We start from the raw sequence: 23,513 nt of genomic DNA, 5'->3' as shown, positions 1-23,513 counted from the left end.
GTCACTCCCGATGCGCGTCACTTCAGAGGCCCGTCACTCCCGCTTCGCGTTACTCCCGATACGCATCAGGGTCCCGAAGCTGCGGATTGTCGAAGCGCGGGTTCCGAAGGCCATGCAACGCATCGCTCAGCGCGGCGAACAGCGACCTCTTCTCCGCCTCGTGCAGGAAGCCACCAACCTCCCAGCCCCGCCCACGACTGCTCAACATCACGCGCGGCATGCCGCGGCCAGGATCGAGGTCGACTCGCAACCAGGCAGACGGCAGCGACGCCTGCTGCCGCCGGCCGGTGGGATCCGTGCGAACCACGGTCACTGCTTGCGCGCTCAGCATGATCAGTTCGCTGGCGTGCGCCCGGCGCAGGTTGATCGTCAGCAACAGGACCACCAACGGTACTTCGACGACGCTGAAAACAACAACCGGCCATGCGCCGATCAACCAGAAACGTAACGCCATGGCCGCGGTCAAAACAGCAAGTACGCCAACCACCACCAGCACGCCTTTGCGCGTCAGACTGCGATGAGGAACGATGAAAGCCTCGAACACGGGCGCCTGAGTCGTTGACATCAGGTATCCTATAGCCCACATGCACCCGCATCCAGAGGCCCGCGTGCAAAGGCGCTGCCACCGGCTGACAGGTGTCTCGCTTACTGAACGATCCCTTTGTCGCCAACGCCAAATCCACCCGCCGCGTTGGCCAATCGCTGTAGATCAGTGCGCGACATCAGCAGATTGGCGGACACACCACAGTCACCCGGCGCCGATGCGGTTCCGGACCCCGCCCAATGCACCAGATACCGCACTGGCGGCTCGTCCTGGCGGCCCTCGACAATCAGGCTGCCGCCCTTCTGCGCAATCACGTTCGGATCAAGCGCGCAGGCCGCATTTGGCGCGCCGGCGACCAACGTCGCGGGAACGCTCATCTGCCACATGTCGGTATCCTGCGATCCGGCGCGAAAGGCGACAATGTCGCCGACATGGGGACGAAACTCGTCGAGTTGCAGCACCAGGAAGGTGCTGAGGCAGCCAGTGACCATGATTGCCATTGCCGCCAAAACCGGCAACCAGGCAGCCCATGAGGTCCCTTGGGAGGTACCACCGGGATTGTTGTTTCGACTCGGGTCGCGGCGGTCCGGTTGTCGCATGGCTTGAGGGGCCCTTCATCACAATCACGCGAAGATGCGATCCGGTTCATATTGTGCAGCGCAGCATCATTGCAAGCACGGAGTTCGGCATGCTGGTCGAAGCTGCCCTTTGCCTGGCGCAAGACCTTGGACGTGCCCGAACCTGCGTGCCGCCTGCCGTTATAAGAACCGGTGGGAGGTTGGTGTGGCATGCGGCAGCCGAAGTCGCACCGATGGCGGCGGCGTGGACTATCGTCGCCACCCGATCACCGACAGTCTCGCATGTCCGCCGAGCACCGATCGGCTTTCAGGAGGGAGAACGTTGACCCATCAACAGGATGCACCACCGCTGAATGAGCAGGCAGCCTACGCCCAACTCCAGTCCGCTCTGCCGGCTTTGTTCGACAGGATCATTCCCGACCGCACAGCCCCGCGGACAATCGTTGTGGTGCCCAGCATGAGCGTCGACCCGGAAATGGCATCCGGCATCGCCGGCGTGCATCATTATGAAGAGCGTATGCTCGGCATGCTGATGCTGCTCCGCCTGCCGCGGGCGCGTCTGATCTATCTGACCAGTCAGCCGGTTTCAGAAACGATCATCGACTACTATCTGCATTTGCTGCAGGGGGTTCCCGCGCAGCATGCCCGCGCACGACTGACCATGCTGGCCTGCTTCGATAGCACCACCCGTCCGCTCAGCGAAAAGATTATGGCGCGCCCGCGTTTGCTCGCCCGTGTGCGCGAAGCGATCGGCGACCCGAGCAACGCCTACATCACCGCCTACACCGTGTCCGCATGGGAACGGAGCCTGGCAATTCGCCTCGGCGTGCCGATCTACGGCTGCGATCCGGAACTGCAGCCCCTCGGGTCGAAAACCGGCGGCCGCCGATTGATGCGCCAAGCCGGGATCAGCGTGCCGGACGGCGCCGAAGACCTGACCGACGAAGCCGATGTCGTAGCCGCCCTGGCCGCGTTGAAAGCCCGAAACCCGAACCTGCGGCGCGCCGTGGTGAAGCTCAACGAAGGCATTTCCGGCGAAGGCAACGCCGCGTTCGAATTCGAAGACGCCCCGACCGGCGACGGCCTGGCGCCCTGGATCGCCGACCGATTGCCGCATCTGACGATTCAGGCCGAGGGCATGACCTGGGATAGCTTCCGCGCCAAGGTGCGGGAAATGGGCGCGGTCGTCGAAGCCTTCATCGAGGCGGATGAAAAACGCTCACCCTCGGCCCAGTTCAACGTCGACCCGTTCGGCTATGTCGAAGCGGTTTCCACCCACGATCAGGTGTTGCAGGGCCAGGTTTTCCTGGGCTGCCAGTTCCCCGCCGATGAGGCCTACCGGCTGCAGATCCAGGAAGCAGCCGCCAAAGTCGCCAGACTGCTTGGGCAACGCGGCGTCTTAGGGCGTTTCGCCATCGATTTCATATCCACCCGGCGAGGCAGCACATGGCGCCACTACGGCATCGAACTCAACCTGCGCAAAGGTGGCACCACGCATCCTTTCCTGATGCTGTTGTTGCTGACCGGAGGCGCCTACGATCCGGTCTCCGGCCTGTTTCGCACGCCGGCCGGACAACCGCGGTTCTACTATGCGTCGGACAATCTGGAAGCACCGCACTACAAAGGTCTGACACCGTCCGATCTGGTGGACGTCGCGGTGCTGCACGGACTGCACTACGACGGCACGGTGCACGAAGGCGTCGTCTTCCACTTGATCGGTGCGCTGTCGGAGTTCGGCAAGCTCGGCGTGGTCTGCGTTGGCGCATCGCCGGAGCGGGCCGAGGCGCTGTATCGGCGGACCGTCGAAGTCCTCGATCACGCTCAGGACGCGGAATAACCGAGCGTTCGACGCGGGCCTCAATCCTGGCGGTAGTTCGGCGCCTCACGGTCGATCGCCACGTCATGCACATGGCTCTCGCGCAAGCCGGCCCCGGTCACCCGCCGAAACCGCGTATTCGCCTGCAGTGAGCCGATATCCGCGCTGCCGGTATAGCCCATCCCGGCCTTCAAGCCGCCGACCAGTTGATGCACCACGTTGCCGACCGGCCCCTTGTAGCCGACCCGGCCCTCGATCCCCTCCGGCACCAGTTTCAACTGATCCCTGATATCCTGCTGGAAATAACGATCGGCCGAACCGCGCGCCATCGCCCCCATGCTGCCCATGCCGCGATACGATTTGTACGACCGCCCCTGATACAGGAACACCTCGCCCGGGGCCTCATCTGTGCCGGCGAACAGGCTGCCGATCATGCAGCAATCCGCCCCCGCCGCTATCGCCTTGACCACGTCGCCGCTGGTCCGCATGCCGCCATCGGCGATCGAGGGTATGCCGTGCTCCCGGCACGCCACCGCCGTCTCCATTACCGCGGTGAATTGCGGCACGCCGACACCGGCGACGATGCGGGTGGTGCAGATGCTGCCCGGACCGATGCCGATCTTCACCGCGTCGACTCCGGCCTCGATCAACGCCAGAGCACCCTCGGGGGTGGCGACATTGCCGCCGATCACCTGGGCGGTGTTGGAGGCGCCCTTGATCGCCTCCACCGCGCGCATCACCGCAGCCGAGTGGCCGTGCGCGGTATCGACCACGATGATGTCGGCCTCAGCGGCGATCAGCGCGCGCGCCCTGGCCTCGCCGTCCGGCCCAACGCCGGTCGCAGCCGCGACGCGCAGCCGGCCAAGCTCGTCCTTGTTGGCGAGCGGGTGCGACTCCGCCTTGTCCATGTCCTTGACGGTGATCAGCCCGATGCAACGATAATTGTCATCGACCACGATCAGCTTCTCGATGCGATGCTTGTGCAGCAGATGACGTGCCCGTTCGGCACCGACATCGGCGGTCACCGTAACCAGGTTCTCCCGCGTCATCAGCTCATAGACCTTGAGGCTGGGTTCGACGGCGAAGCGGACATCGCGGTTGGTGACAATGCCGACCAGTCGGTTGGTTTCGCGCTCCACCACCGGAATACCGCTGATCCGCTGCGTGGCCATCAGCAGCTTGACGTCGGCCAGCGTCTGGTCGGGGTGAATGGTCAGTGGGTTTACCACCATGCCGGATTCGTATTTCTTTACCCGGCGCACCTGGGCCGCCTGTTCATCGGGCGTTAGGTTCTTATGAATCACTCCCATGCCGCCAAGCTGCGCCATGGCGATCGCCATTTCGGCTTCGGTGACGGTGTCCATCGCGGCGGATATCAACGGGATGTTCAACGTGATGCCGCGGGTCAGTCGGGTGGCGGTGCTGGTCGAGGATGGCAGCACCTGTGAATAGGCCGGCACGACGAGCACATCGTCGAACGCCAGGGCCTCCTCCACCCGAGGGTACGCCACACCTGCCGGCGTGGAATCAGGATGCGTCTGTCGAGGATTATCGAACGCCATGGGCGGGGGAAGCCTTTCCGCTACCTTGGCGCCCCCACATAGGCGGGTGGCGGGGAGTCTGCAAGCGTCTGGTTGATGACAGGTGGCAATCCTGGCGGACGCCGGCGCCCGCGGGCGCATCCCCCGACGAAACGGCCGTTATGCCTTTGGCCAGACCGCCGCCGCCTGCGCCATTTCCGGTGGGTCGGTGGTGACGATGCGGCCATCCTGCCACTGCACGATCATCAGCTTGGCATCGACCCGCCGCCCGGCCTGATCGTATTGCACGTGCCGCCCGGGAAACAGCAGCGCGGGGCCGTCGCGCAGATCGAACCCGCGGATCTGCTCCGCGACCTTGCCCCGGTCCGCGCTGCCCGCCCGCTCCACCGCCAGCGCCAGCAGCTTGATGTGGCCATAAGCCATGATTGGTTCCTGCAGCATCCAGGGCTCCTTGGTCCGGGCGGTGTAGCGCCGCTCGATATTCTCGAGCCCCTTGCCGGCGCCTCCGGCGGTGACGATCATCAAGCCCTGCACCACGTCACGGCCGGCATTCGCCACCAGTTCCGGCGTCGCCCAATGGCCGCCGCTGCCGACCACCGGTAACTTGCCGCCGCCCATCCCGAACTCCGCCAGCTTGTCCAGGATGATCTTGTCGTCCGGCACATTTGAAGGCAGCGCCAGCAGGAAGTCCGGCCGCGCCGACCGCACCCGCTGGATCAGCGTCGTCGCATCGGTCAGCGGCGGCGTGAACACCTCGTCCACCACCGCCGTCAGCCCAAGGTCGGTCAGCACGTGGCCACGGATCGGCTTCAGGAAGCTGACCGAGGATGCGGTATTGTCGGAAATGATCGCCACCCGCTTCGGACGCTTCCCCGTCGTCCGCTGCGCCAGGTCAAGGATGGTGGGCAGCGCCTTTTCCGCCTGATCCACCGCGGTCGGCGAGGACTGGAAGACGTAGTGGAATCCGCGGCTGGTGATCAGGTCCGAGTAAGCCTGGGTAAACCAGGGAATTTTCGCCCGCTCGGTCACCTCGGTTACCGCCAGCGTAAAGGTGGAAAGCCAGGCGCCGAACCCGCCGCAAATATCGGGATGCTGCGAGATCATCCGCTGCGCCGCGTCCTTGGCCTTTTCGGCCGAATCGCCGGCATCGAATTGCACCAGCCGGACCCGGGCACCCCCGAACGCCTTGATCCCGCCGGCTGCGTTGAGGTCGTCGATCGCCATCTCAGCGCCGCCCCGCTGCAACTCGCCTTCACGCGCCCACGGGCCGGACAGCGGGCTGATCATGGCGAAGGTCACAACGGGCGGATCCGCACGAGCGGTCCTCAACACGGGCAGCGTGATGGCCGCCGCGAGCACGCCACGACGCTTCAAGGTGGCCTGCCTCGCCATCGTTTCCTCCCAATCCCTTCTTGCCGACAGCACCGCACGGGCCTGTCCGGCTGTAAAGCCCACACGCGATCTGTTACTTGATGCTAATTGGAAACCATGACAAACATCCGGCAGGCCGTTTGTCGACGTCTTCCACCACCGCCGATCGCCGCCGTGACGAACTTTTGGCTCAGCGTGATGCCACCTAGCGGTAAAGCCGACCATGATTGCAAAATCAATCCGCACGTTCATGCTTCTGGCGGTCTGCCTTGCAGGCTGCGACCGGGTGCTGTCGCCGCGGAGTTTTGCAGGCAGCACGCCGCAAATGTTGCCGGAGAATTTTTTCGCCGGACAGACCAACTCGACCGGCGTGCTGCAGAACCGCGCCGGTGCACCAACCGGACATCTTCGGGTCGCTGGGCTCGGGCAGGCGCTGCCAGATGGAAGCTTCCGCCTGGTCCAAAGCGTTACGGTCGACCAGGACGCGCCGCGGACCCGGACCTGGATGATGCACCGCCTGGACGCCCACAACTACACCGCAACCCTCACCGGGGCCTCCGGACCCGTACAGGGACAAGCGTACGGCAACCTGTTTCACCTGCGCTATCCGATGAAGCATCCGTTCGGCGGAGAAATGGAGCAGTGGCTTTATTTACAGCCGGACGGTCGCACACTGCTGAACGAGGCGACGATCCGGGTGTTCGGCATCATTGTCGCGCACATCTCGGAACGGATCAGCCGCGAAGGCTCTTGAAAGTAATCCGGCGATCGCCGTCCTCCACCTGCCCCGGTCGGTCTATCTCCGGCTGTTCCGGCGAACCTTGCCGGCTCTGTCGGCCCGGATCGGAGTCAACCGCCACCCCCTTCCAGCCAGTTATGCCCCGGGGCGGCAACTCCCGTCGGGGCCGGAGCAACATGATGATCACACCCGCTCAGGCAGAGTGCGACAGCCAGATAAGACCAGGTGATCAATCGCTTCATAACGGTCCCGTTGGCTAATCGGACATTGGTTGCACCGGTTCCCTGTCCAGCACTGCCGCGTCCCGTGCGTCGTGTCCAGCAGGACCGCCATGATCGGAATTCGCCCGGCCGCACTCTCGCGCCACGCCCAACGGCAACCGTCGCTTTACGCCAGTCGGCGGTTTGGTTCATGGTCTCGGCAACAATATCCGGGAGGAAACCATGCCGCTCACCCGCCGCAGCGCGCTGCAATCCGCGGCGCTCGGCACCATGCTGCTCGACTGGGCCCACGCCTGGGCCGCCGAACAGCCATTCACGCCCGAGAAGGGCGCCAGCCTGCAATTGCTTCGCGGGTCGACGTTCCTGCCCGCCGAGGGCGAGGCCACGGCCGCGAACATCGCAGCGTTTGCCGCGGCCACCGGCGTCACCGTGCGGATCGAGAACATCAACCAGGACGATCTGCCGTCAAAAACCGCGCTCGCCGCGCAGGTCGGATCCGGCCCCGACATCATCTGGACCCAGAACACCACCGCCCACCTTGTCGCCGACAAACTGGTGGACTTGACCGACCTCGCCAAGCACCTCGGTGACAAGCATGGCCCCTGGTATCAGGTCTGCGTCGACTACGGCACGCAGGACGGCCGCTGGATCTGCATCCCGATCTTCGTCGTCGGTTCCCTGCTGAACTATCGGACATCCTGGATGCGCCAGGCCGGCTTCGACAGTTTTCCGGCAACCACGGATGGCTTGCTGAAACTTTGCCAGGGATTGCGTCGCATCGACCACCCTGCCGGGTTCTCCTTCGGACACGCGGTCAACGATGCCAATAACTTCAATTACTGGCTGCTTTGGGCTTTCGGTGGAAAAGTTACCGATGAAACCGGTGCGCCGGCGATCGAGTCGCCGCAGACCCTGGCGGCGCTGCAATATGCCCAGCTTCTGTATCCCACACTGATCAACGGTGTGCTGTCCTGGATGGATATCAACAATAACCGCGCGTTCCTGGCCAGCGAGTGCTCGTTGACCAATAACGGCATCTCGATTTACACGCAGGCAAAGAAGACCGCGCCGGACATCGCCGCCGACATGGATCATGCCGCGATGCCGATCGGCCCGGCCGGCGCGCCCACGGCGCAGAACCGCGTCGATCCGATGGTCATCTTCCGCTACACGAAATACCCGGCGGCCGCCAAGGTGCTGATCAACTTCCTGATGGAAGCGCCGCAGTATCCGACACTGATTACCAAGTCGGCCGGGTTCACCACCCAGAGCCTGAAGGGCTTCGCCGATAATCCGATCTGGCAAAGCGATCCGAAGATCGCCCCATTTGGCAAAGCCGCCCAGGACACCCGCTCGGTGTCCTGGCCACAGACCCCCAACCCGGCGGCCGCGGCGGTGTTCGCCAACTTCATCGTAGTCGACATGTTCGCCGCGACCGTGTCCGGCAGCATGGATCCTAAGCGCGCGATGCATCGTGCCCAACAACAAGTGCAACGGATCTATAAGAAGCCGTAGTCGTCGAGCCGCGTCTGGCGTGGCCCCGCGGCCGCGCGTCGCGGCGGCGGGTCATCCAGGCGGCGCGCCGGAGGTTTGGTATGCATCGACCGCTGCGTCGGCCGGCGGTTCGGCCGCGCGTGGCAGCAGGATCTTGATCGTGGTGCCCTGCCCCAGGGTGCTTGCGACCCTTACTGTACCACCTGATTGGCGGACGAAGCCATAGACCTGGGCCAGTCCCAGTCCGGTGCCCTTGCCGACTTCCTTGGTCGTAAAGAATGGTTCGAACAGGCGTGCCTTGACCGCCTCGGACATGCCCGCACCGTTGTCCTGGACCGTCAGACAGGCATAGGCACCGGCCGCAAGGTCGACCTCAGCGTCGCCGACCCAAACATTGCCGCTGGCGACCCGCAGCGTGCCGCCATCCGGCATCGCGTCGCGCGCGTTGATCGCCAGGTTCAGCAGCGCGGTCTGGATCTGGTTGGCGTCCGCCATCACCGGCCACGCGTCGGGTGCCAGATCATAGACCATGTGAACCGCCGTGCCGACACTCCGCTCCAGCAATTCCTGCATCTCCCGAACCAGCGTGTTCAACGGCAAATACTCGACATGCAGGCTCTGCTTGCGGGCGAACGCCATGAGTTGGGCGATCAGCTTCGCGCCGCGCTGAGCGGCGCTTATCGAGCTGTCGATCAGCCGCAGGCTCCTGGGGTCCTCGGTGCGGCGCCGGGTCACCTCCAAACCACCGAGGATCGCCGTCAGCAGGTTGTTGAAGTCATGCGCGATGCCACCGGTAAGCTGGCCGAGCGCCTCCATTTTCTGCAATTGGCGGATCTGCTCGCCGTCGGTCGCGCGTTCGGCAAATTGTGCGCGGAGCCGCTCGTTGGCCGTGGCGAGATCGTGGGTGCGTTCAGCGACGCGATCCTCGAGGTCGGAATTCAGCGCCTCCAGCGCATCGCGGGTCTGCTTCTCGATCGAGCGGTCATACAGGATCTTGAGGTATCCGGCGACGTCGCCACGGCGGTCGCGCAACGCCGCCATGCGGCCGCTGGACCAGAACAGCTTGCCATCGCGGCGTCGGTGCCAGCGTTCGGCCCGCACGCTGGCACCGGCGTTGGCGGCGCGCATTTCCGCGTCGGGCACCCCGGCGGCGATGTCGTCGGCCACGAAAATGCAAGAACTCGGCTCGCCCACCATCTCTTCCGGCAAGTATCCGAGCATAGCCTGGGCGCCGGAATTCCAACTGGTGATCCGGCCGTCCAAACCGAAGGTGAAGATCGCACAGTCGATCGCACTTTCGATGATCATGCGGTATCGCTCGCTGGTCTCCTGTGCCAGGCATTCCGCCCGTCGCAGCCGAAGCATTGTGCGAGTGACGGCGATCAATTCCACCGGCTCGACCGGCGTCCTCAAGTAGCAGTCCGCGCCGCTCTCAAGGCCAAGCATCGTTTCGGTGGGGCTGACCTCGGTGGCCGAAATCTGGATGACAATGACGTCGGGCCATTCGGTCTTGATGCGGCGACAAACATCCCGCCCGTCGGCGTCGGGTAAGTTGACATCAAGCAAAACCAACGCCGGCTGGCACCTGCCAATGACTTCGAGCGCAGTGACCCACCTGTCGGCTTCCAGCACGTCCATCTCGCCGCCCGCCAGCGACCGAGTCTTGAGCTTGCGGTTCGCCGCGTCGGCATCGACGTTCAGCACGAGCGGTCGGGTTCGGTCGGTCGGCATCACGCGCATTGCAACATCGCACCCATGGTTGGAGGCACGCCGCCATCCCAAGAGTCCAGCATGCGCGCCGGCTCACGCCCGCATCTGCTCAGCATCGGACGTGTGATGGTGTACGAGTTCTATGTATCATAGCAGACAGAACGTCTCGCGGGCTGTTCGGGTTGAGCACACAACCACAGGAAGCCCGGCCATCGGCTGCCCGCGAGCTGAGCAGACACAGGACGCGCACCGACCCCAGGCTACGCGCACTATGCGGTGTCAGCCAAGCATTTCGGCACAAAACCGCCAACCAGGGGCCGGTTGCGCTGCAGACAATCCGTTGGTTGCCGACCTGGATGAACTGCGGAAACACCAGTTCGTGATCTTGTACGCGATTCCAGGACCGGCTTTCGCGTCCTGCCGGGCGCAGTGCAGCGCCGCATTTGTAGAACTTGGCGGCGCGGAATAGGCTCTAACTCAGTCGATTACATCAGAACCGCGGGCGCCGGTCGGTCTGCCGAGAGCAGACAAGATTGCCGAATTTCGCCGTCGCGATAGCGGAACAGTGCGCGATAATGAATCCCAAGGGGACACTGTGATGGCTGCTCCAAATAACCGCTACGACCTGACGGCGGCACGCCAGCACGGGCGTCCCGGCATCGAAGCCCGACCGCGCGGCCTGACTGTCGATATCCATTCCCATGTGCAGGTGCCGGCCGCGGCCGGTTATGCCCGGCCGCACCTGACCCCCGATCCGCGGGCCGGCGTCTACACCGAGGAAACCCGCATCCTGACCCGAAAGCAGGACGAGGACCGCATGCCGAACCTGGTGGATTTGGCGCTGCGGATGCGGGACTTCGACGCCATGGGGCTGGATGCGCAGATCATCAGCCCGGCCCCGGCGCAGTGCTATTACGCGCTGGCCCCCGAGGTCGGCATCGAGGCGGCCCGCATGGTCAATGAAGGCGTGGCCACCATAGCCGCCCAGGAACCGAGGCGGATCCCCGCTGCGATGGGGTCCGTGCCGTTGCAGGCTGGCGGTGAGGCCGCGGCCGCGGAATTGGAACACGCGGTGAAGGTGCTTGGCTTGAAGGGCGTCGAGGTGCTCGCCCATGTCGGCGACCTGGAACTCTCCGACCCGTCATTCGAGCCATTCTGGACCAAGGCCGAGGCGCTCGGCGCGGTGGTGTTCATCCACCCAAGCGGTTTCACCGAACCCAGGCGGTTCGGCCGGTTCTACTTCAGCAATGTTATCGGCAACCCACTCGATACCACGATGGCACTGCACCATCTGATCTTCGACGGGGTGCTGGAACGCTATCCCGATCTGCGCATCATCGCCGCACATGGCGGCGGCTACCTGCCGGCCTATTCCGGACGCGCCGATCATGCATGGGGCGCCCGCAGCGATGCGCGCGGAAGGTTGCCGAAGCCGCCAAGCTTCTACCTGAAGAAGATTTACCTCGATACCATTGTCTTCACACCGGAGCAGTTGGAGGCGCTGGTCAAGTTGTTCGGTCCGGAAAAAATCCTGCTTGGCACGGATTATCCGTACGACATGGGTGAATATGATCCCCTCGGCCACATCGCGTCCGTGACGTCGTTCGACGACGCCACCCGGGCGGCGATTGCCGGTGGCAATGCGAAGCGGTTGTTTGGGATATAGGGCGCCATCGCGGTTTGGGCGGAACCTGAAACATCCGGGCCGTAGATCTGCCAGGCTTTGCCGCCAGCCGGCAATGCTTCAGCGGCGATGATTGATCACGACGCTTGCGGCGAAGCGGCCAACAGTTGCTCGATCGGGTCCCAGACAAACGCCGTCTGCTGCACCGACTGACCGGCGATCTGGATCGTCTGTTCGGCAACCGAGCGACCGCCGAGGCGCTGGTAGAACCAGCGGCTCGGGTTGTCGCGCAACACCCACAGGAATGCCGACCGGCAGCCGACATCCACCAAATGCGCGGCAGCGGCACGCATCAGCCGGCGACCCACGCCACGTTCGCGCCAGTCGTCCAGCACATACAAGGTCTCGACCTCGCCTTCCCCCAGGCGTCTGCCGGCGATCTCGATGTGGCGCGCCCGCCCGGCGGTGGTGAAACCGATGATGCGCGGACCGCTGCCGACCGGAACATCCATGCCCGAGGCAGTGGCAACGGTGACGCCGGTGCCGCCGCGGATCGCCGCATCGTAGAACGCCGCCTGCCGCGAGACCGACATCCGGGCGAGAAATGCATCCGGCAGAATGCCGGGATAGGCGCTGCGCCATGCCGCGACATGGACGGCTCCGATCGCGATGGCGTCGGCAACACGCGCCTTCCGCAACGAAATCACGCCCCGCGCTCCAGCACCGCGGCGAAAAAACCGTCGGTGCCATGGCCGGCCGGGGTCAGCGATAAAAATTCGCCGCCATTGGGCGGCGGTTGATGCAGCGGCCAGGCCCGAGCCAGCGGGACGATGGCGAACTCGGGGTGGCGGAGCAGAAAGCTGGTCACCTGAGCCTCGTTTTCCTCTTCCAAAACCGAGCATGTAGCGTAAACCAATCGCCCCGCCTTGCGAACTAAACTCTGCGCCGTATCCAGGATCGCCGCCTGTTTGGGCAGCAGTTCCGCCAGATCGTTTTGATTCAACCGCTGGCGGGCGTCGGGGTTGCGACGCCAGGTTCCAGTGCCGGTGCAGGGTGCATCGACCAGCACGCGGTCAAAGCTTCCGGCGCGACGTTTGACCCATTTGTCACCGGGTTCGACCAGATGGCGCTCGACATTATGCACACCCGCGCGGCGCAGCCGGCGCAGCGCCCCGTCCAGGCGCGCGGCGGACACATCACAGGCGACGATCTGGCCGCGATTGTGCATCGCCCCCGCCAGCGCCAAAGTCTTGCCGCCGGCGCCGGCGCACCAGTCGACCACGCGCATGCCGGGCGCGGCCCCGACCATTGCGGCAACAAGCTGGCTACCCTCGTCCTGGATCTCGACCAGGCCGGACTGAAACGTCGGACCGCTGGTGACCGGGCGGCGGCCGTCGATCCTCAAGCCCCAAGGCGAGAGCCTGGTCGGCACCGCGTCCCACCCCTCGGCGGCAAGCGCCGCTTGCGCCTCGTCACGGTTGGTCTTCAGCAGGTTGACGCGGAGATCCAGGCTTGCTGGCCGCGACAGCGCGGCCAGTTCGTCGGTCAGGCTGCAGCCAAAGCGTGCGGCGAGGCGGCCCAGCAGCCAGTCCGGAATTTCCAACCGAACCGCCTCCGCCATGTCGGGATGGTCGAGCGTATGGCCCTCGATCCTGCCCAGCGCGCTGGCCTCGACGCGATCCAGCCGGGCGGCGGCGAATTGGCCGCCGGAGAAAGCTTGCTGGACCCCTGATTGGCTCCAGCCCTCCAGCAGCAGAGACGCGGCGACCAGCAGGCGCGGAGTACTGGACGCCTCGCCCAGCCACCAGCCCAGCCGGCGACGGGCACGCAGCACGGTCCATACGCGTTCGGAAACGGCCCGCCGGTCACCGGAGCCGATGTAGCGGCGGGCACGGAAGAAGTCGTTGGCAATGGCATCGGCGGGGCGTTTCGCCGCACCTTCCACCACCTCCAGCAGGTCGATGGCGGCGGCGATCCGCGCGGCGGGGGTCAAGCCGGCAGGTCGGGCGAGGCCGACAGATCGGGAAATTCAGGCATCTTTCACCGGAAACCGATACGGTTACCAGGGTCAGCCCAGGCGGGTGCTCTGCCAGGTCACCATCTGCCAATGTCCGGCCCTGTTGGCATATACGTCCGTGAAACGGACCCGAAACGAGTTCGCCTTGCCGCCGGAATTGACGCTGATCGCGGCGACACCGGTCAGCACTACCGCATCACCCAGATCCTGTGCCACCACGTCGGACGGTTCGACCGAAGTATAGACAGTGGCACCCGACTGCATCGCACCGATCAGGCTCTGCTTGGTGTCCAGGCGCGCCGAGGAATGGGTATAGATCAGATCGTCCGCCAGCACCTTGTCCAAGGTAGCAACGTCCTGCTCGGCCATCGCCGTCATCCGCTGACGATCGAGCTCGATGATTTTTTGCGCGTTGCCGGCCATGGTCTTCCGTTCCCGATGCAAGTTTCAAAGCTGCGCCAGCCTACCCGAGACAGGCTGTCAATGTCGAACTGGGCCGCCTTCGCGCCAAACCCCCGCAACGAACATCGCGCCAAACCCCGCGCGCCAAATCAACGTGATCGCAATCGCCATTGTCGGGCCGGCATCACTCTGTATCATTGCACCGAAGCGAAACCGTAAAAGACCTTCGCGGGAGGACGTTGCATGACAAGACCAACCGCTCCGGCCAGCATCAGGCGCAGACAACGCTCTGCGCTGATCATGCTGGTGATCGCGGGGACTTTGAACTATCTCGACCGCTCGACACTGTCGATCGCCAATCCACTGATCCGCAACGAGTTGGGGTTGTCGATCGCCGATATGGGATTGCTGCTGTCGGCGTTCCTGTGGGCCTATGCGTTCGCGCAACTGCCGGGTGGCGCGCTGGTCGATCGGGTGGGACCGCATCGGTTGCTGGCGGCCGGGCTTGGGCTGTGGTCGATCGCCCAGGCGGTCGCCGGATTTGTCACCTCGTTCTGGCAGTTCTCCATCGCCCGGGTGTTCCTCGGGCTTGGCGAGGCGCCGATGTTTTCCTCGGCGGTTCGCGTGGTGCGCGACTGGTACAACGTACGCGACCGAGGTTTGCCGACTGGGACATGGAACTGCACATCCTCGCTGGGACCGGCGATCGCGCCGCCGATCCTCACCGTGCTGATGATCGGCTTCGGCTGGCGCTGGATGTTCGGCATCATGGGCCTGGCCGGCGTGGTGGTCGCCGCCACATGGTTCCTGCTGTACCGCGATCCGACCGAGGAACATTTCACCGACGAGGAACGTCACTACCTGACCGACGGCGAGGAGCCGCGCAGCCAGGCTCCGGTGCGGCTGGCCGAATGGCTTGGCTTGTTCCGGTTCCGCACGACCTGGGGTCTGGTGCTGGGCTTCTTCGGCGTGGTCTACATGGGTTGGCTCTACCTTGCCTGGCTGCCCGGCTACCTGGAAATGCAGCGGCATATGTCGATACCGAAGACCGGCCTGGTCGCGGCGGTTCCGTTCGCCTTCGGGGTGGTCGGCAGCATCGGCGGTGGTTGGATCGCCGATTGGCTGATGCGACGCGGGTTCTCGCCGGTCAACAGCCGAAAGATCCCGGTCATCGTCGGCCTGCTGGGGATGGTTGGGTTCACCGTGGTCGCGGCGGAAACGCCGAGCGATTTCATGGCGGTAGCGGCGATCTCGGCGGCGTTGATGTTCGGCGCGTCGGCCAGTGGCATGTCTTGGGCACTGGCGTCGGTGGCGGCGCCGGCGAACTGCACGGCGTCCCTGGGTGCGATCCAGAATTTCGGCGGCTATCTCGGCGGCGCGCTGGCGCCCACGGTGACCGGCTTCATCGTCCAGGCGAGCGGCAGCTTCACCCCGGCGCTGCTGGTCAGCGCGGCAATCGGGCTGTTCTCGGCGCTGATGTATCTGGTGGTGATCCGCGCTGCACCGATCACCGTCGCGGAACTCGATGCGGTAGCGGGTGTCGATACGGCGCGTCCGACAGTGCAGGGACCTTGACCTAGCGGCGGATCGTGTCTTGGATCAGCGCATGCTCGACCATCTGAAAGCCAAAAACCGAGCCTGGGCGGCACGGAAGGTCGCCGCCGATGCCGGGTTCTTCAAGCGACTGGAGGGCCAGCAGGCGCCGGAATACCTGTGGATCGGCTGTTCCGACAGCCGGGTCCCGGCGAACGAGATCGTCGATCTGGACCCGGGCGAGTTGTTTGTGCATCGCAACGTCGCGAATCTGGCGCCACCGCAGGATGCCAACTACCTGTCGGTTCTGCAGTTCGCTGTCGATGTGATCAAGGTCAAGCACATCATCGTCGTGGGTCACTACGGCTGTGGTGGCATCGCGGCAGCGGTGGATGGGCGGCGACGCGGCCTGGTGGACCATTGGTTGCATCCGATCCGCGAGGTGTTCAGCACCAACCGGGACGAACTCGAAAAGATCGGCAATCAGCGCGCGCGGCTGGATCGGTTGTGCGAACTCAACGTCATGCGACAAGTGGAAAATGTGTCATCCGACGTGTTCGTGCAGGATGCGTGGGCGCGCGGGCAGGATCTATCCGTGCACGGCTGGGTCTATTCGCTGGGTAGCGGGCTGGTGACTGATCTGAATGTTACAATTACCGCCGCGGTGAAATGAGGTGCTGTCGTAGTGACCCGCAGCCAAGCCACGGTCTGCCCCCGGGCGCGGTGCGTTACGCCCCGGAAGCTCTGCTCGTCAGGCCTATCGCCACAGGCTAACAGAAAAAAATTCGATCCAGGCTCTCAGTTGCTAAGAGTGGACACGACCATCGCAAAAAGTTCTGGTGCCCGATTTGTGCAATCGACGGCGCCTCTGCGTCTTGCCTCCGCCCGATGTTCCGGCGAACGCGAACTGGCATAGATAATATAAGGAATTTGGTTACCGGAGGAACGTAGCTTGTCAAGCAGAGTATAACCTGCTTGAGAGTCAGGTGGTCGACCCATATCGGAGATGACAGCGTCAAACGACTGCCAACGTAGTCTGTATATAGCGTCATCGGTCGCCGTAGAATTAACAATTTCCACGCCGATGGCTTCTAACGCTTGCCTCTCATATTTGTTATTTTCCGGCCTATCATCTACCCATAAAACGCGCGAATCTTGTAGTTTTCTTAACGTTCTGACGTTTACATCGCCAACTACCTGAACTGCTTCTTTAGCCGCGGTCGCAGTACTTTCCGGTGTAGCGTTTTCCTCTGTCCTCGACACGATGGCTTCCACAAGCGCTGCCTTTGCCTCATTCTGGACAAGTTTACAGTTGCTTCAATTCCAGCTCCCTTAACGGTCATTTCACCTAGATTCGATATAAAATCGCCGATATTAGAGCGGAATCGCACAATAAGACAAACGATTACTGAGGGCCAAGCTACCACGCCGATTAGCTTTGCTATTGCCTCTAGAAGCTTCGCAAGACCATCGAGATTCACGGTAGAATATCCTGTTGTCGAAAGCCGATGTCACGGGGGACACCACCGGCTCGGGCGATCGTCAAGCCGCCTTCTGCCGCACGATCTGATCCAACGCCCCCAGCGTGTCCCGAGCGAACCTCAGCCGGGTAACCACATCCATATCGCGTGAGATCGCCAGCTTATGGTCCGGCCGCAGCCGCACCATGCCACCTTTGCTCGACAACCAGCGGATCAAGCCGGCGGGATTCGAAAAAACATTGCCGCGGAACGTCAGCACCATGCCTTTCGGGCCGGCCTCCAGCTTCTCAACCCCGGCCTCCCGGCACGCCCGCTTCAGCGCGACCACACCCAGCAGGTTGTCCACCTCCTCGGGCAGCTTGCCGAAGCGATCGACCAACTCCGCCGCCATCGCATCGCTTTCGGCATCCGATGCCAGCGCGCCGATGCGGCGGTAAAGCCCCAGCCGCACCGGCAGGTCACGCACGTATTCCTCGGGGATCAGCACCGGCAAACCGAGCGAGATGTTGGGCGTCCAGTCGCGCTCCTGGCTGGTGTGCTTGCCCTCCCCTGCCCTGATGTCGCTGACCGCGTCCTCCAACATCTGTTGGTACAACTCGATCCCGACCTCGCGGATATGGCCCGACTGCTCGTCGCCCAGCAAATTGCCGGCGCCGCGGATATCCAGATCGTGCGACGCCAGGGTAAAGCCGGCGCCCAGCGCGTCCAGCGTCTGCATCACGGTCAATCGTTTCTCCGCCGCGACGGACAGGCGATGGTTCGGCGGCCAAGTCAGGTAGGCGTAGCCGCGCTGCTTGCCGCGCCCGACCCGGCCGCGCAATTGATACAACTGGCCCAGCCCGAACATGTCGGCGCGATAGATCAGCAGCGTATTCACCGCCGGCATGTCCAGCCCGCTCTCGACGATGTTGGTCGATAGCAGGATGTCGTATTTGCCGTCGCCGAACTCGGTCATCACCCGTTCCAGTTCGGTCGGCGCCAGCCGGCCATGCGCCTGGATGGTGCGCGCCTCCGGCACGATCTCGCGCAGCCGGTCCGACATCCGCTGCAGGTCCTCGATCCGAGGCACCACGCAGAACACCTGCCCGCCACGGAACCGCTCGCGCTGCAGCGCCTCGCGGATCACCACCGAATCGAACGGCATGATGAAGGTGCGCACCGCCAGCCGATCGACCGGCGGCGTGGCGATCACCGACATCTCCCGCACGCCGGTCAAGGCAAGCTGCAAAGTACGAGGAATCGGCGTCGCGGTCAGCGTCAGCACGTGAACATCGGCCTTCAACGCCTTCAGCCGCTCCTTGTGGGCGACGCCGAAATGCTGCTCCTCATCGACGACCAGCAGGCCAAGATCGGAAAACTCCACCGACTTCGCCAGCAGAGCATGGGTGCCGACGACAATGTTGATCTCGCCGCTGGTCAGCCCGCGACGCACCTCGGCCGCCTCGCGCGCGGTGACCATGCGCGACAACTGCCCGATCTTGACCGGCATGCCGGCGAAGCGCGCGGTGAAGGTGCGGAAGTGCTGGCGCGCCAGCAGCGTGGTCGGCACCACCACCGCCACCTGCGACCCCGACATCGCCGCGACAAACGCAGCACGCAGGGCCACCTCGGTCTTGCCGAAGCCGACATCGCCGCAGATCAGCCGGTCCATCGGCTTGCCGACGGCGAGGTCCTCCAGCACGTCGGAAATGGCACGCGACTGATCCTCGGTCTCGGCGAACGGAAAGCGCGAGCAGAACTCGTCCCAACTGCCCTCGGGCGGCGCCATCGTGTCGGCGTCGCGCATCTTGCGCACCGCAGCGATGCGGATCAGTTCGCCGGCCATGTCGCGGATGCGCTGCTTCATCTTGGCTTTGCGGGTCTGCCAGCCGACGCCGCCAAGCCGGTCCAGCGCGGCGCCCTGGTGCTCGCTGCCGTAGCGCGACAGCACCTCGATGTTCTCCACCGGCAGGAACAGCTTTTCGCTGCCGTCGTAGATCAACCGCAGGCAGTCATGCGGCGCGCCGGTGACGTGCAGCGTTGCCAGCCCGTCGTAGCGGCCGATGCCGTATTCCTGGTGCACCACCAGGTCGCCCTCGGCGATCTCGGTGGCCTCGGCGATGAACTGGTCGGCCCGTTTGCGCCGGCGCGGCGGCCGCGAGATGCGCTCCCCCAGCAGATCCTGCTCGCCGACCAGGGCGATGCGTTCGGCGACGAAGCCGCGCTCGACCCCCAGCACCACCAGCGACACCGACCCGGTCGGCTTGCGGCGGATGCTGGCGTAGTCTTCCTCCTGGGCGACATTGCCGAAGCCGTGCTCGCGCAGCAGGTTGGTCAGCCGTTCGCGCGACCCGCGGGTCCAGGCGGCGATGACGATCCGCCTGCCCTCGGCGTTCCAGCGTTCGGCCTGGCCGCGAAGCTGCTCGAACACGTTGATGCCTGGCCCGGCGGCGGACAGGCCGCCCGCCGATTGGGCGAACACCGGGCCGGGCCGTCCGCCGCCGTCGATGCCCTCGGCGGCATCGGGCTTGATGAACGGCGTGAACCCCAGCAGCGGACCGAACGACAGCATCTCGTCCCAGCCGGCGCGATCCAGATACAGCATCCCGGGCGGGATCGGCCGATACGGCACCTCGCCATCGCGGGGGATGGCTTTGCGGGCCTGCGCGTGGTCGGCGATCATCTCCAGCCGCGAGTCCAACGCCTCATCGGCCTGGTGATCCAGGCTGACCGCGGCGTCGGGCAGGTAGTCGAGCAGGTTCTCCATGGTCGGGTGAAACAGCGGCACCCAGTGTTCCATGCCAGGATGGCGCCGCCCGTCCGAGATCGACAGATATAGCGGATCGGACGCCGCCTCCTGGCCAAACAGCTCACGCCAGCCGGTGCGGAAGCGGGCGATCGAGTCCTTGCCCAGCGGCACCTCGGAAACCGGGCGTAGCGACAGCGATTTGCGCCGCCCGGCGCTGCGCTGCGACGACGGGTCGAACACCCGGATCGACTCGATGGTATCGCCGAACAGATCCAGCCGCACCGGTTCGCTCTCGCCCGAGGCAAAGATGTCAATAATGCTGCCGCGCATGGCGTATTCGCCCGGCTCCATCACCGTGCCGGCACGGCCATAGCCGTTGGCTTCCAGGTAGCGCGCGAGTTGCTCCGGCTTGACCTGGCCGTTGACCGACAGCTCCATGCTGGACCCGGCGAACGCCGAACGCGGCGGCACGCGCTGCACCAGGGCGTTGACCGTGGTCAGCACGATGCGAGGGCCGCCGGGTGGCTCCAACAGCCTGGCCAGCGTGGCGATGCGCTCCGACACCAGCGCCGGGTTGGGCGAGACGCGGTCGTACGGCAGGCAATCCCAGGCCGGGAAGCGCAGCACCTCGGCCTCGGGCATGACGAAGCCCAGCGCTTCGGCCAATCGGGCCATGCGGGCGTCATCGCGGGCGACATGCAGCACCGACCCCGGATGTTCGCGGCGGCGCCGCGCCAGCAGGAAGGCGTCCCAGCCTTCCGGCGCACCCCACACCCTAATCCCCGGGGCCTCGATTCCAGGGGCCCTGATTGCCGGGCCCTTGGCCACCGGCAGCCTGATCGAATCGCTCATCGCGCCAGAAAGTCCCGCATGCGCCGCAGCATCGGCGTGTCCTCCTCCGGCGGGATCGGCACGCGTCCGGTCAGCCAGTCAGTCAGGTGGGTGTCAGGTATCTGCATCACCGCCTCTAACGCATCGAGGTCCGGTTCGGTTAACATCGCTAGGTGCGCTCGTACGAATCCGCCGATCATCAAGTCGTTTTCGAACGTCCCGCGATGCGTGGCACGATACAGCAGCCGCCGGCGCCGGGCGTCGAACGCCGAGCCCCCCGGCGCCGCGTTGTCGGACCCACCCGGGCTTGGATGATCTGGTTCGGTCATGTGCCGAACGTCATATAACCGTGCCCACTCTGGCTGTCAGCCCGTGAATACCGACCCGCTTGCCGCGCTTTTTGCGCCCCTGACAAGTTTGCGCGGCATGGGACCGGTCGTGGCCGGGCTGATTCAGCGCGCCACCGGCGGGGAGCGGGTGATCGACCTGCTGTTCCACATGCCCGAATCCTACCTCGACCGCAGCGCCAGGCCGACGATCCGCGCGGCCAGACCCGACACGGTGGCGACGCTCGCGGTGGAGGTGGTACGGCACGAACGCCCGGCAACCTCGCGCCAGCCGTGGCGGATTATCGTCAAGGACGACACCGGCTCGGCCGAACTGGTGTTCTTCCGCTTCACCCGGGAAACGCAGATGCCGCCCGGCGCCAAATTGGTGGTCTCGGGCAAGCTCGATCTGTTCAACGGCCGGCTGACCATTCCCCACCCCGACCACCTTGTGCCGGCCGAGCAGGCGGACCGGATCCCACTGATCGAACCGGTGTGGCCGATGACCGCCGGGCTGTGGCCACGCCAGGTCGCCACCGGGCTGGCACAGGCCCTGGATCTGCTGCCGGGGTTTCCGGAATGGCACGATCCGGCGCTGCTGCAGCGGGAAAAGTGGCCGCCGTTCTCGGAAGCCCTGCGCGCCGTGCAGGCACCGACCGGCGAACCACCCCCCCGCCGAATGCGGGCGCGCCTCGCCTATGACGAGTTGCTCGCCGGCCAGGTGGCGCAGGCGGTAATCCGCGGCCGAGTGCGCGCCCGTTCGGGACAGCCGCTGATCGGCGATTCCCGGCTGCGCGCCGTCGCCATGCAACGGTTCGGGCTGGCCCTGACCCGATCGCAGCAACAGGCACTGGGCGAAATCGACGCCGATCTGGCCTCACCGCGGCGGATGCTGCGGCTGCTGCAGGGTGACGTCGGGTCGGGCAAGACGCTGGTCGCGCTGCTGTCGATGCTGCGCGCGGTGGAGGCCGGCAAGCAGGCCGCCCTGATGGCACCGACCGAGGTCCTGGCCAAGCAGCATTTCCGCACCCTGACCCAGCTCTGCCCGCTGCCGGTGGCCCTGCTGACCGGGTCGATCAAGGGCCGCGAGCGGGCGCGGCTGCTGCGCGGCCTCAAGGATGGATCGATCCAGATCGTCGTCGGCACCCATGCGCTGTTCCAGGACGCGGTGGAATATCGCGATCTGGCAGTGGCGGTGATCGACGAACAGCACCGTTTCGGCGTGACCCAGCGGTTGAACCTCGGGGCCAAGGGGGAACGCACCGACGTGCTGATCATGACCGCGACCCCGATCCCCCGCACCCTGCTGCTGACCCAATGGGGCGAGATGGACGTCAGCCGGCTGACCGAAAAACCCGCCGGCCGGCTACCGATCCGCACCACGCTGCACTCGCTGGGCACCATGCCCACCGTGCTGGACGGCGTCGCCCGCAAGCTCGACGAGGGCGCGCAGGTGTTCTGGGTCTGCCCGCTGGTAGCCGAAAGCGAGGCGCTGGACGTCGCCGCGGCGGAAGACCGGTGCGTCGATCTGCGGCGGCTGTTCGGCGATCGGGTCGGCCTGGCCCACGGTCAGCAGACGCCGGAGCAGCGCGATGCGGCGCTCGCCGCGTTTGCCGCCGGGACCATCCGGCTGCTGGTGGCGACCACGGTGGTCGAAGTCGGGGTCGATGTGCCGCAAGCCTCGGTGATGGTGATCGAGCATGCCGAACGCTTCGGGCTGGCGCAGCTCCACCAACTGCGCGGGCGCGTCGGACGCGGTTCGGCTGCCTCGTTCTGCCTGCTGCTGCACGAGGACTGGGTGAACGACACCGCTCGGCGGCGGCTGACGCTGTTGCGCGATACCGATGATGGGTTCCTGATCGCGGACGAGGATTTCCGGCTGCGCGGCGGTGGCGATGCGCTGGGCACGCGCCAGGCCGGATTGCCCGGCCACCGGCTGGCCGATCCGGTGGAACATGAGGGCTTGCTGCACATGGCGCACCGGGACGCCGCGGTGCTGCTGTCGCGCGATCCGAAACTGGAAACAGCGCGGGGCAAGGCGGTGCGCCTGCTGCTGCGGCTGTTCGAGCGCACGGCGGCGATGCGGACGCTGGCCGCTGGCTAGGCACACCGACCTATTGGCCATCGGATAAGCATTCCGAGTCGTGAAAACAGCTGCCAGCCTCAGGTTTGACATCACACCGCCCGAACGGATCGGACATGGCATCGCGCTCACCGCAAGCGGACCTGCCGTCGAGCAAACTACTGGCGATCAGCGCCAGCAGAAGCGCGCAGCCGGCGACGATGAAGCTCATGATCCTAGCTTAGCCCCAACCAAATCCGACGGGGACGAAGTCCTCGCCGCGCCCGACATCCGCCGACGCCGCCGCATCCGAGGACGAGGCGGAGGCCGGATGGGCTGGAGGCTGCTTGGTGAGCGCCGCGGCCTGACCCGGCACCCCCGCGCTGGGAGGTTCGGCAAAGCCGCGCTGCGCCATCACAAGAACCGTGGCAAGCGCAAGCAAGGAAATCGCAAAGCGTCGCATCTGAGTTCCTCGGTGTTGGAGAATCGATGGAC

20 protein-coding genes are annotated in these 23,513 nt (G+C 65.0%); 7 read left to right on the top strand and 13 right to left on the bottom strand.

Annotated features, from left to right (window positions below):
* Positions 1–49 precede the first annotated feature (49 nt).
* Positions 50–565, bottom strand: coding sequence for a DUF2244 domain-containing protein (locus ACQY4T_RS13160; protein WP_428530905.1), 516 nt, complete (start codon positions 563–565; stop codon positions 50–52).
* Positions 566–645: 80 nt separating this feature from the next.
* A complete protein-coding gene (locus ACQY4T_RS13155) occupies positions 646–1,044 on the bottom strand; it encodes a hypothetical protein (protein WP_428530902.1) in 399 nt (132 codons plus the stop codon).
* 400 nt (positions 1,045–1,444) lie between these two features.
* Here ACQY4T_RS13155 and ACQY4T_RS13150 point away from each other — a divergent pair, with 400 nt between their 5' ends.
* Positions 1,445–2,959, top strand: coding sequence for a peptide ligase PGM1-related protein (locus ACQY4T_RS13150; RefSeq protein ID WP_428530899.1), 1,515 nt, complete (start codon positions 1,445–1,447; stop codon positions 2,957–2,959).
* Positions 2,960–2,979: 20 nt separating this feature from the next.
* Here the strand turns inward: ACQY4T_RS13150 and guaB are convergent, their stop codons facing one another.
* Positions 2,980–4,500: an IMP dehydrogenase gene (gene guaB / locus ACQY4T_RS13145; RefSeq protein ID WP_428530896.1), complete on the bottom strand. Its 1,521-nt coding sequence runs from the start codon at positions 4,498–4,500 to the stop codon at positions 2,980–2,982.
* Positions 4,501–4,638: 138 nt separating this feature from the next.
* Positions 4,639–5,871, bottom strand: a complete 1,233-nt coding sequence (locus ACQY4T_RS13140; RefSeq protein WP_428530893.1) for an ABC transporter substrate-binding protein — start codon at positions 5,869–5,871, stop codon at positions 4,639–4,641.
* Positions 5,872–6,073: 202 nt separating this feature from the next.
* Between ACQY4T_RS13140 and ACQY4T_RS13135 the strand changes: the two genes are divergently transcribed.
* Both ACQY4T_RS13135 and ACQY4T_RS13130 read left to right on the top strand, forming a co-directional pair.
* Entirely contained in the window at positions 6,074–6,604 is a 531-nt protein-coding gene (locus ACQY4T_RS13135) for a DUF3833 family protein (RefSeq protein ID WP_428530890.1), read from the top strand.
* A gap of 428 nt (positions 6,605–7,032) precedes the next feature.
* Positions 7,033–8,325, top strand: a complete 1,293-nt coding sequence (locus ACQY4T_RS13130; RefSeq protein ID WP_428530887.1) for an ABC transporter substrate-binding protein — start codon at positions 7,033–7,035, stop codon at positions 8,323–8,325.
* A 51-nt stretch (positions 8,326–8,376) separates the two neighbouring features.
* Here the strand turns inward: ACQY4T_RS13130 and ACQY4T_RS13125 are convergent, their stop codons facing one another.
* Positions 8,377–10,035 carry an ATP-binding response regulator gene (locus ACQY4T_RS13125; protein WP_428530884.1) on the bottom strand — a complete coding sequence of 553 codons (1,659 nt, stop codon included), beginning with the start codon at positions 10,033–10,035 and terminating at the stop codon, positions 8,377–8,379.
* Between the two features lie 577 nt (positions 10,036–10,612).
* Here ACQY4T_RS13125 and ACQY4T_RS13120 point away from each other — a divergent pair.
* Positions 10,613–11,680, top strand: a complete 1,068-nt coding sequence (locus tag ACQY4T_RS13120; protein ID WP_428530881.1) for an amidohydrolase family protein — start codon at positions 10,613–10,615, stop codon at positions 11,678–11,680.
* Positions 11,681–11,775: 95 nt separating this feature from the next.
* Here ACQY4T_RS13120 and ACQY4T_RS13115 read toward each other — a convergent pair whose 3' ends face one another.
* The 3 genes from ACQY4T_RS13115 to ACQY4T_RS13105 form a co-directional block, all read right to left on the bottom strand.
* Complete coding sequence (locus tag ACQY4T_RS13115) at positions 11,776–12,345, bottom strand: N-acetyltransferase family protein (protein WP_428530878.1); 570 nt, start codon at positions 12,343–12,345, stop codon at positions 11,776–11,778.
* Positions 12,342–13,631: an RsmB/NOP family class I SAM-dependent RNA methyltransferase gene (locus ACQY4T_RS13110; protein ID WP_428530875.1), complete on the bottom strand. Its 1,290-nt coding sequence runs from the start codon at positions 13,629–13,631 to the stop codon at positions 12,342–12,344. The genes ACQY4T_RS13115 and ACQY4T_RS13110 overlap by 4 nt, the downstream gene beginning before the upstream one ends.
* Positions 13,632–13,706: 75 nt before the next feature.
* Entirely contained in the window at positions 13,707–14,078 is a 372-nt protein-coding gene (locus ACQY4T_RS13105; protein ID WP_428530872.1) for a nuclear transport factor 2 family protein, read from the bottom strand.
* 222 nt (positions 14,079–14,300) lie between these two features.
* Here ACQY4T_RS13105 and ACQY4T_RS13100 point away from each other — a divergent pair, with 222 nt between their 5' ends.
* Both ACQY4T_RS13100 and ACQY4T_RS13095 read left to right on the top strand, forming a co-directional pair.
* Positions 14,301–15,632, top strand: a complete 1,332-nt coding sequence (locus ACQY4T_RS13100) for an MFS transporter (RefSeq protein ID WP_428530869.1) — start codon at positions 14,301–14,303, stop codon at positions 15,630–15,632.
* Positions 15,633–15,663: 31 nt separating this feature from the next.
* Positions 15,664–16,263: a carbonic anhydrase gene (locus tag ACQY4T_RS13095; RefSeq protein ID WP_428530866.1), complete on the top strand. Its 600-nt coding sequence runs from the start codon at positions 15,664–15,666 to the stop codon at positions 16,261–16,263.
* 125 nt (positions 16,264–16,388) lie between these two features.
* On the opposite strand, the gene ACQY4T_RS13090 is transcribed toward ACQY4T_RS13095, so the two are convergent.
* From ACQY4T_RS13090 to ACQY4T_RS13080, 3 genes are all read right to left on the bottom strand, one after another.
* Complete coding sequence (locus tag ACQY4T_RS13090; protein WP_428530863.1) at positions 16,389–16,865, bottom strand: response regulator; 477 nt, start codon at positions 16,863–16,865, stop codon at positions 16,389–16,391.
* A 267-nt stretch (positions 16,866–17,132) separates the two neighbouring features.
* Complete coding sequence (gene mfd, locus ACQY4T_RS13085) at positions 17,133–20,651, bottom strand: transcription-repair coupling factor (RefSeq protein ID WP_428530860.1); 3,519 nt, start codon at positions 20,649–20,651, stop codon at positions 17,133–17,135.
* Complete coding sequence (locus ACQY4T_RS13080; RefSeq protein ID WP_428530857.1) at positions 20,648–20,959, bottom strand: succinate dehydrogenase assembly factor 2; 312 nt, start codon at positions 20,957–20,959, stop codon at positions 20,648–20,650. The genes mfd and ACQY4T_RS13080 overlap by 4 nt, the downstream gene beginning before the upstream one ends.
* Here ACQY4T_RS13080 and recG point away from each other — a divergent pair.
* Entirely contained in the window at positions 20,958–23,060 is a 2,103-nt protein-coding gene (gene recG / locus ACQY4T_RS13075; protein ID WP_428530854.1) for an ATP-dependent DNA helicase RecG, read from the top strand. The two genes, ACQY4T_RS13080 and recG, sit on opposite strands and share 2 nt — an antisense overlap.
* Before the next feature lie 10 nt (positions 23,061–23,070).
* On the opposite strand, the gene ACQY4T_RS13070 is transcribed toward recG, so the two are convergent.
* Together ACQY4T_RS13070 and ACQY4T_RS13065 are read right to left on the bottom strand one after the other, a co-directional pair.
* Entirely contained in the window at positions 23,071–23,250 is a 180-nt protein-coding gene (locus ACQY4T_RS13070) for a hypothetical protein (RefSeq protein ID WP_428530851.1), read from the bottom strand.
* 9 nt (positions 23,251–23,259) lie between these two features.
* Positions 23,260–23,481, bottom strand: a complete 222-nt coding sequence (locus tag ACQY4T_RS13065) for a hypothetical protein (protein ID WP_428530848.1) — start codon at positions 23,479–23,481, stop codon at positions 23,260–23,262.
* Positions 23,482–23,513: the final 32 nt, after the last annotated feature.

The organism is Rhodopila sp., from assembly GCF_965277825.1.
Lineage (GTDB): Bacteria > Pseudomonadota > Alphaproteobacteria > Acetobacterales > Acetobacteraceae > Rhodopila.
The sequence above is the reverse complement of the archived record's forward strand: the minus strand, read 5'-3'. Positions and strand labels throughout refer to the sequence as shown.

Excerpts from the sequence above, each read along its gene's own strand:
- ACQY4T_RS13125 (WP_428530884.1), bottom strand. The coding sequence starts at position 10,035 with ATGCCGACCGACCGAACCCGACCGCTCGTGCTGAACGTCGATGCCGAC.
- ACQY4T_RS13140 (WP_428530893.1), bottom strand. The coding sequence starts at position 5,871 with ATGGCGAGGCAGGCCACCTTGAAGCGTCGTGGCGTGCTCGCGGCGGCC.
- recG (WP_428530854.1), top strand. The coding sequence starts at position 20,958 with ATGTGCCGAACGTCATATAACCGTGCCCACTCTGGCTGTCAGCCCGTG.
- ACQY4T_RS13120 (WP_428530881.1), top strand. The coding sequence starts at position 10,613 with ATGGCTGCTCCAAATAACCGCTACGACCTGACGGCGGCACGCCAGCAC.
- ACQY4T_RS13070 (WP_428530851.1), bottom strand. The coding sequence starts at position 23,250 with ATGAGCTTCATCGTCGCCGGCTGCGCGCTTCTGCTGGCGCTGATCGCC.
- ACQY4T_RS13155 (WP_428530902.1), bottom strand. The coding sequence starts at position 1,044 with ATGGCAATCATGGTCACTGGCTGCCTCAGCACCTTCCTGGTGCTGCAA.
- ACQY4T_RS13130 (WP_428530887.1), top strand. The coding sequence starts at position 7,033 with ATGCCGCTCACCCGCCGCAGCGCGCTGCAATCCGCGGCGCTCGGCACC.
- guaB (WP_428530896.1), bottom strand. The coding sequence starts at position 4,500 with ATGGCGTTCGATAATCCTCGACAGACGCATCCTGATTCCACGCCGGCA.
- ACQY4T_RS13160 (WP_428530905.1), bottom strand. The coding sequence starts at position 565 with ATGTCAACGACTCAGGCGCCCGTGTTCGAGGCTTTCATCGTTCCTCAT.
- ACQY4T_RS13095 (WP_428530866.1), top strand. The coding sequence starts at position 15,664 with ATGCTCGACCATCTGAAAGCCAAAAACCGAGCCTGGGCGGCACGGAAG.
- ACQY4T_RS13065 (WP_428530848.1), bottom strand. The coding sequence starts at position 23,481 with ATGCGACGCTTTGCGATTTCCTTGCTTGCGCTTGCCACGGTTCTTGTG.
- ACQY4T_RS13135 (WP_428530890.1), top strand. The coding sequence starts at position 6,074 with ATGATTGCAAAATCAATCCGCACGTTCATGCTTCTGGCGGTCTGCCTT.
- ACQY4T_RS13105 (WP_428530872.1), bottom strand. The coding sequence starts at position 14,078 with ATGGCCGGCAACGCGCAAAAAATCATCGAGCTCGATCGTCAGCGGATG.
- ACQY4T_RS13100 (WP_428530869.1), top strand. The coding sequence starts at position 14,301 with ATGACAAGACCAACCGCTCCGGCCAGCATCAGGCGCAGACAACGCTCT.
- mfd (WP_428530860.1), bottom strand. The coding sequence starts at position 20,651 with ATGAGCGATTCGATCAGGCTGCCGGTGGCCAAGGGCCCGGCAATCAGG.
- ACQY4T_RS13080 (WP_428530857.1), bottom strand. The coding sequence starts at position 20,959 with ATGACCGAACCAGATCATCCAAGCCCGGGTGGGTCCGACAACGCGGCG.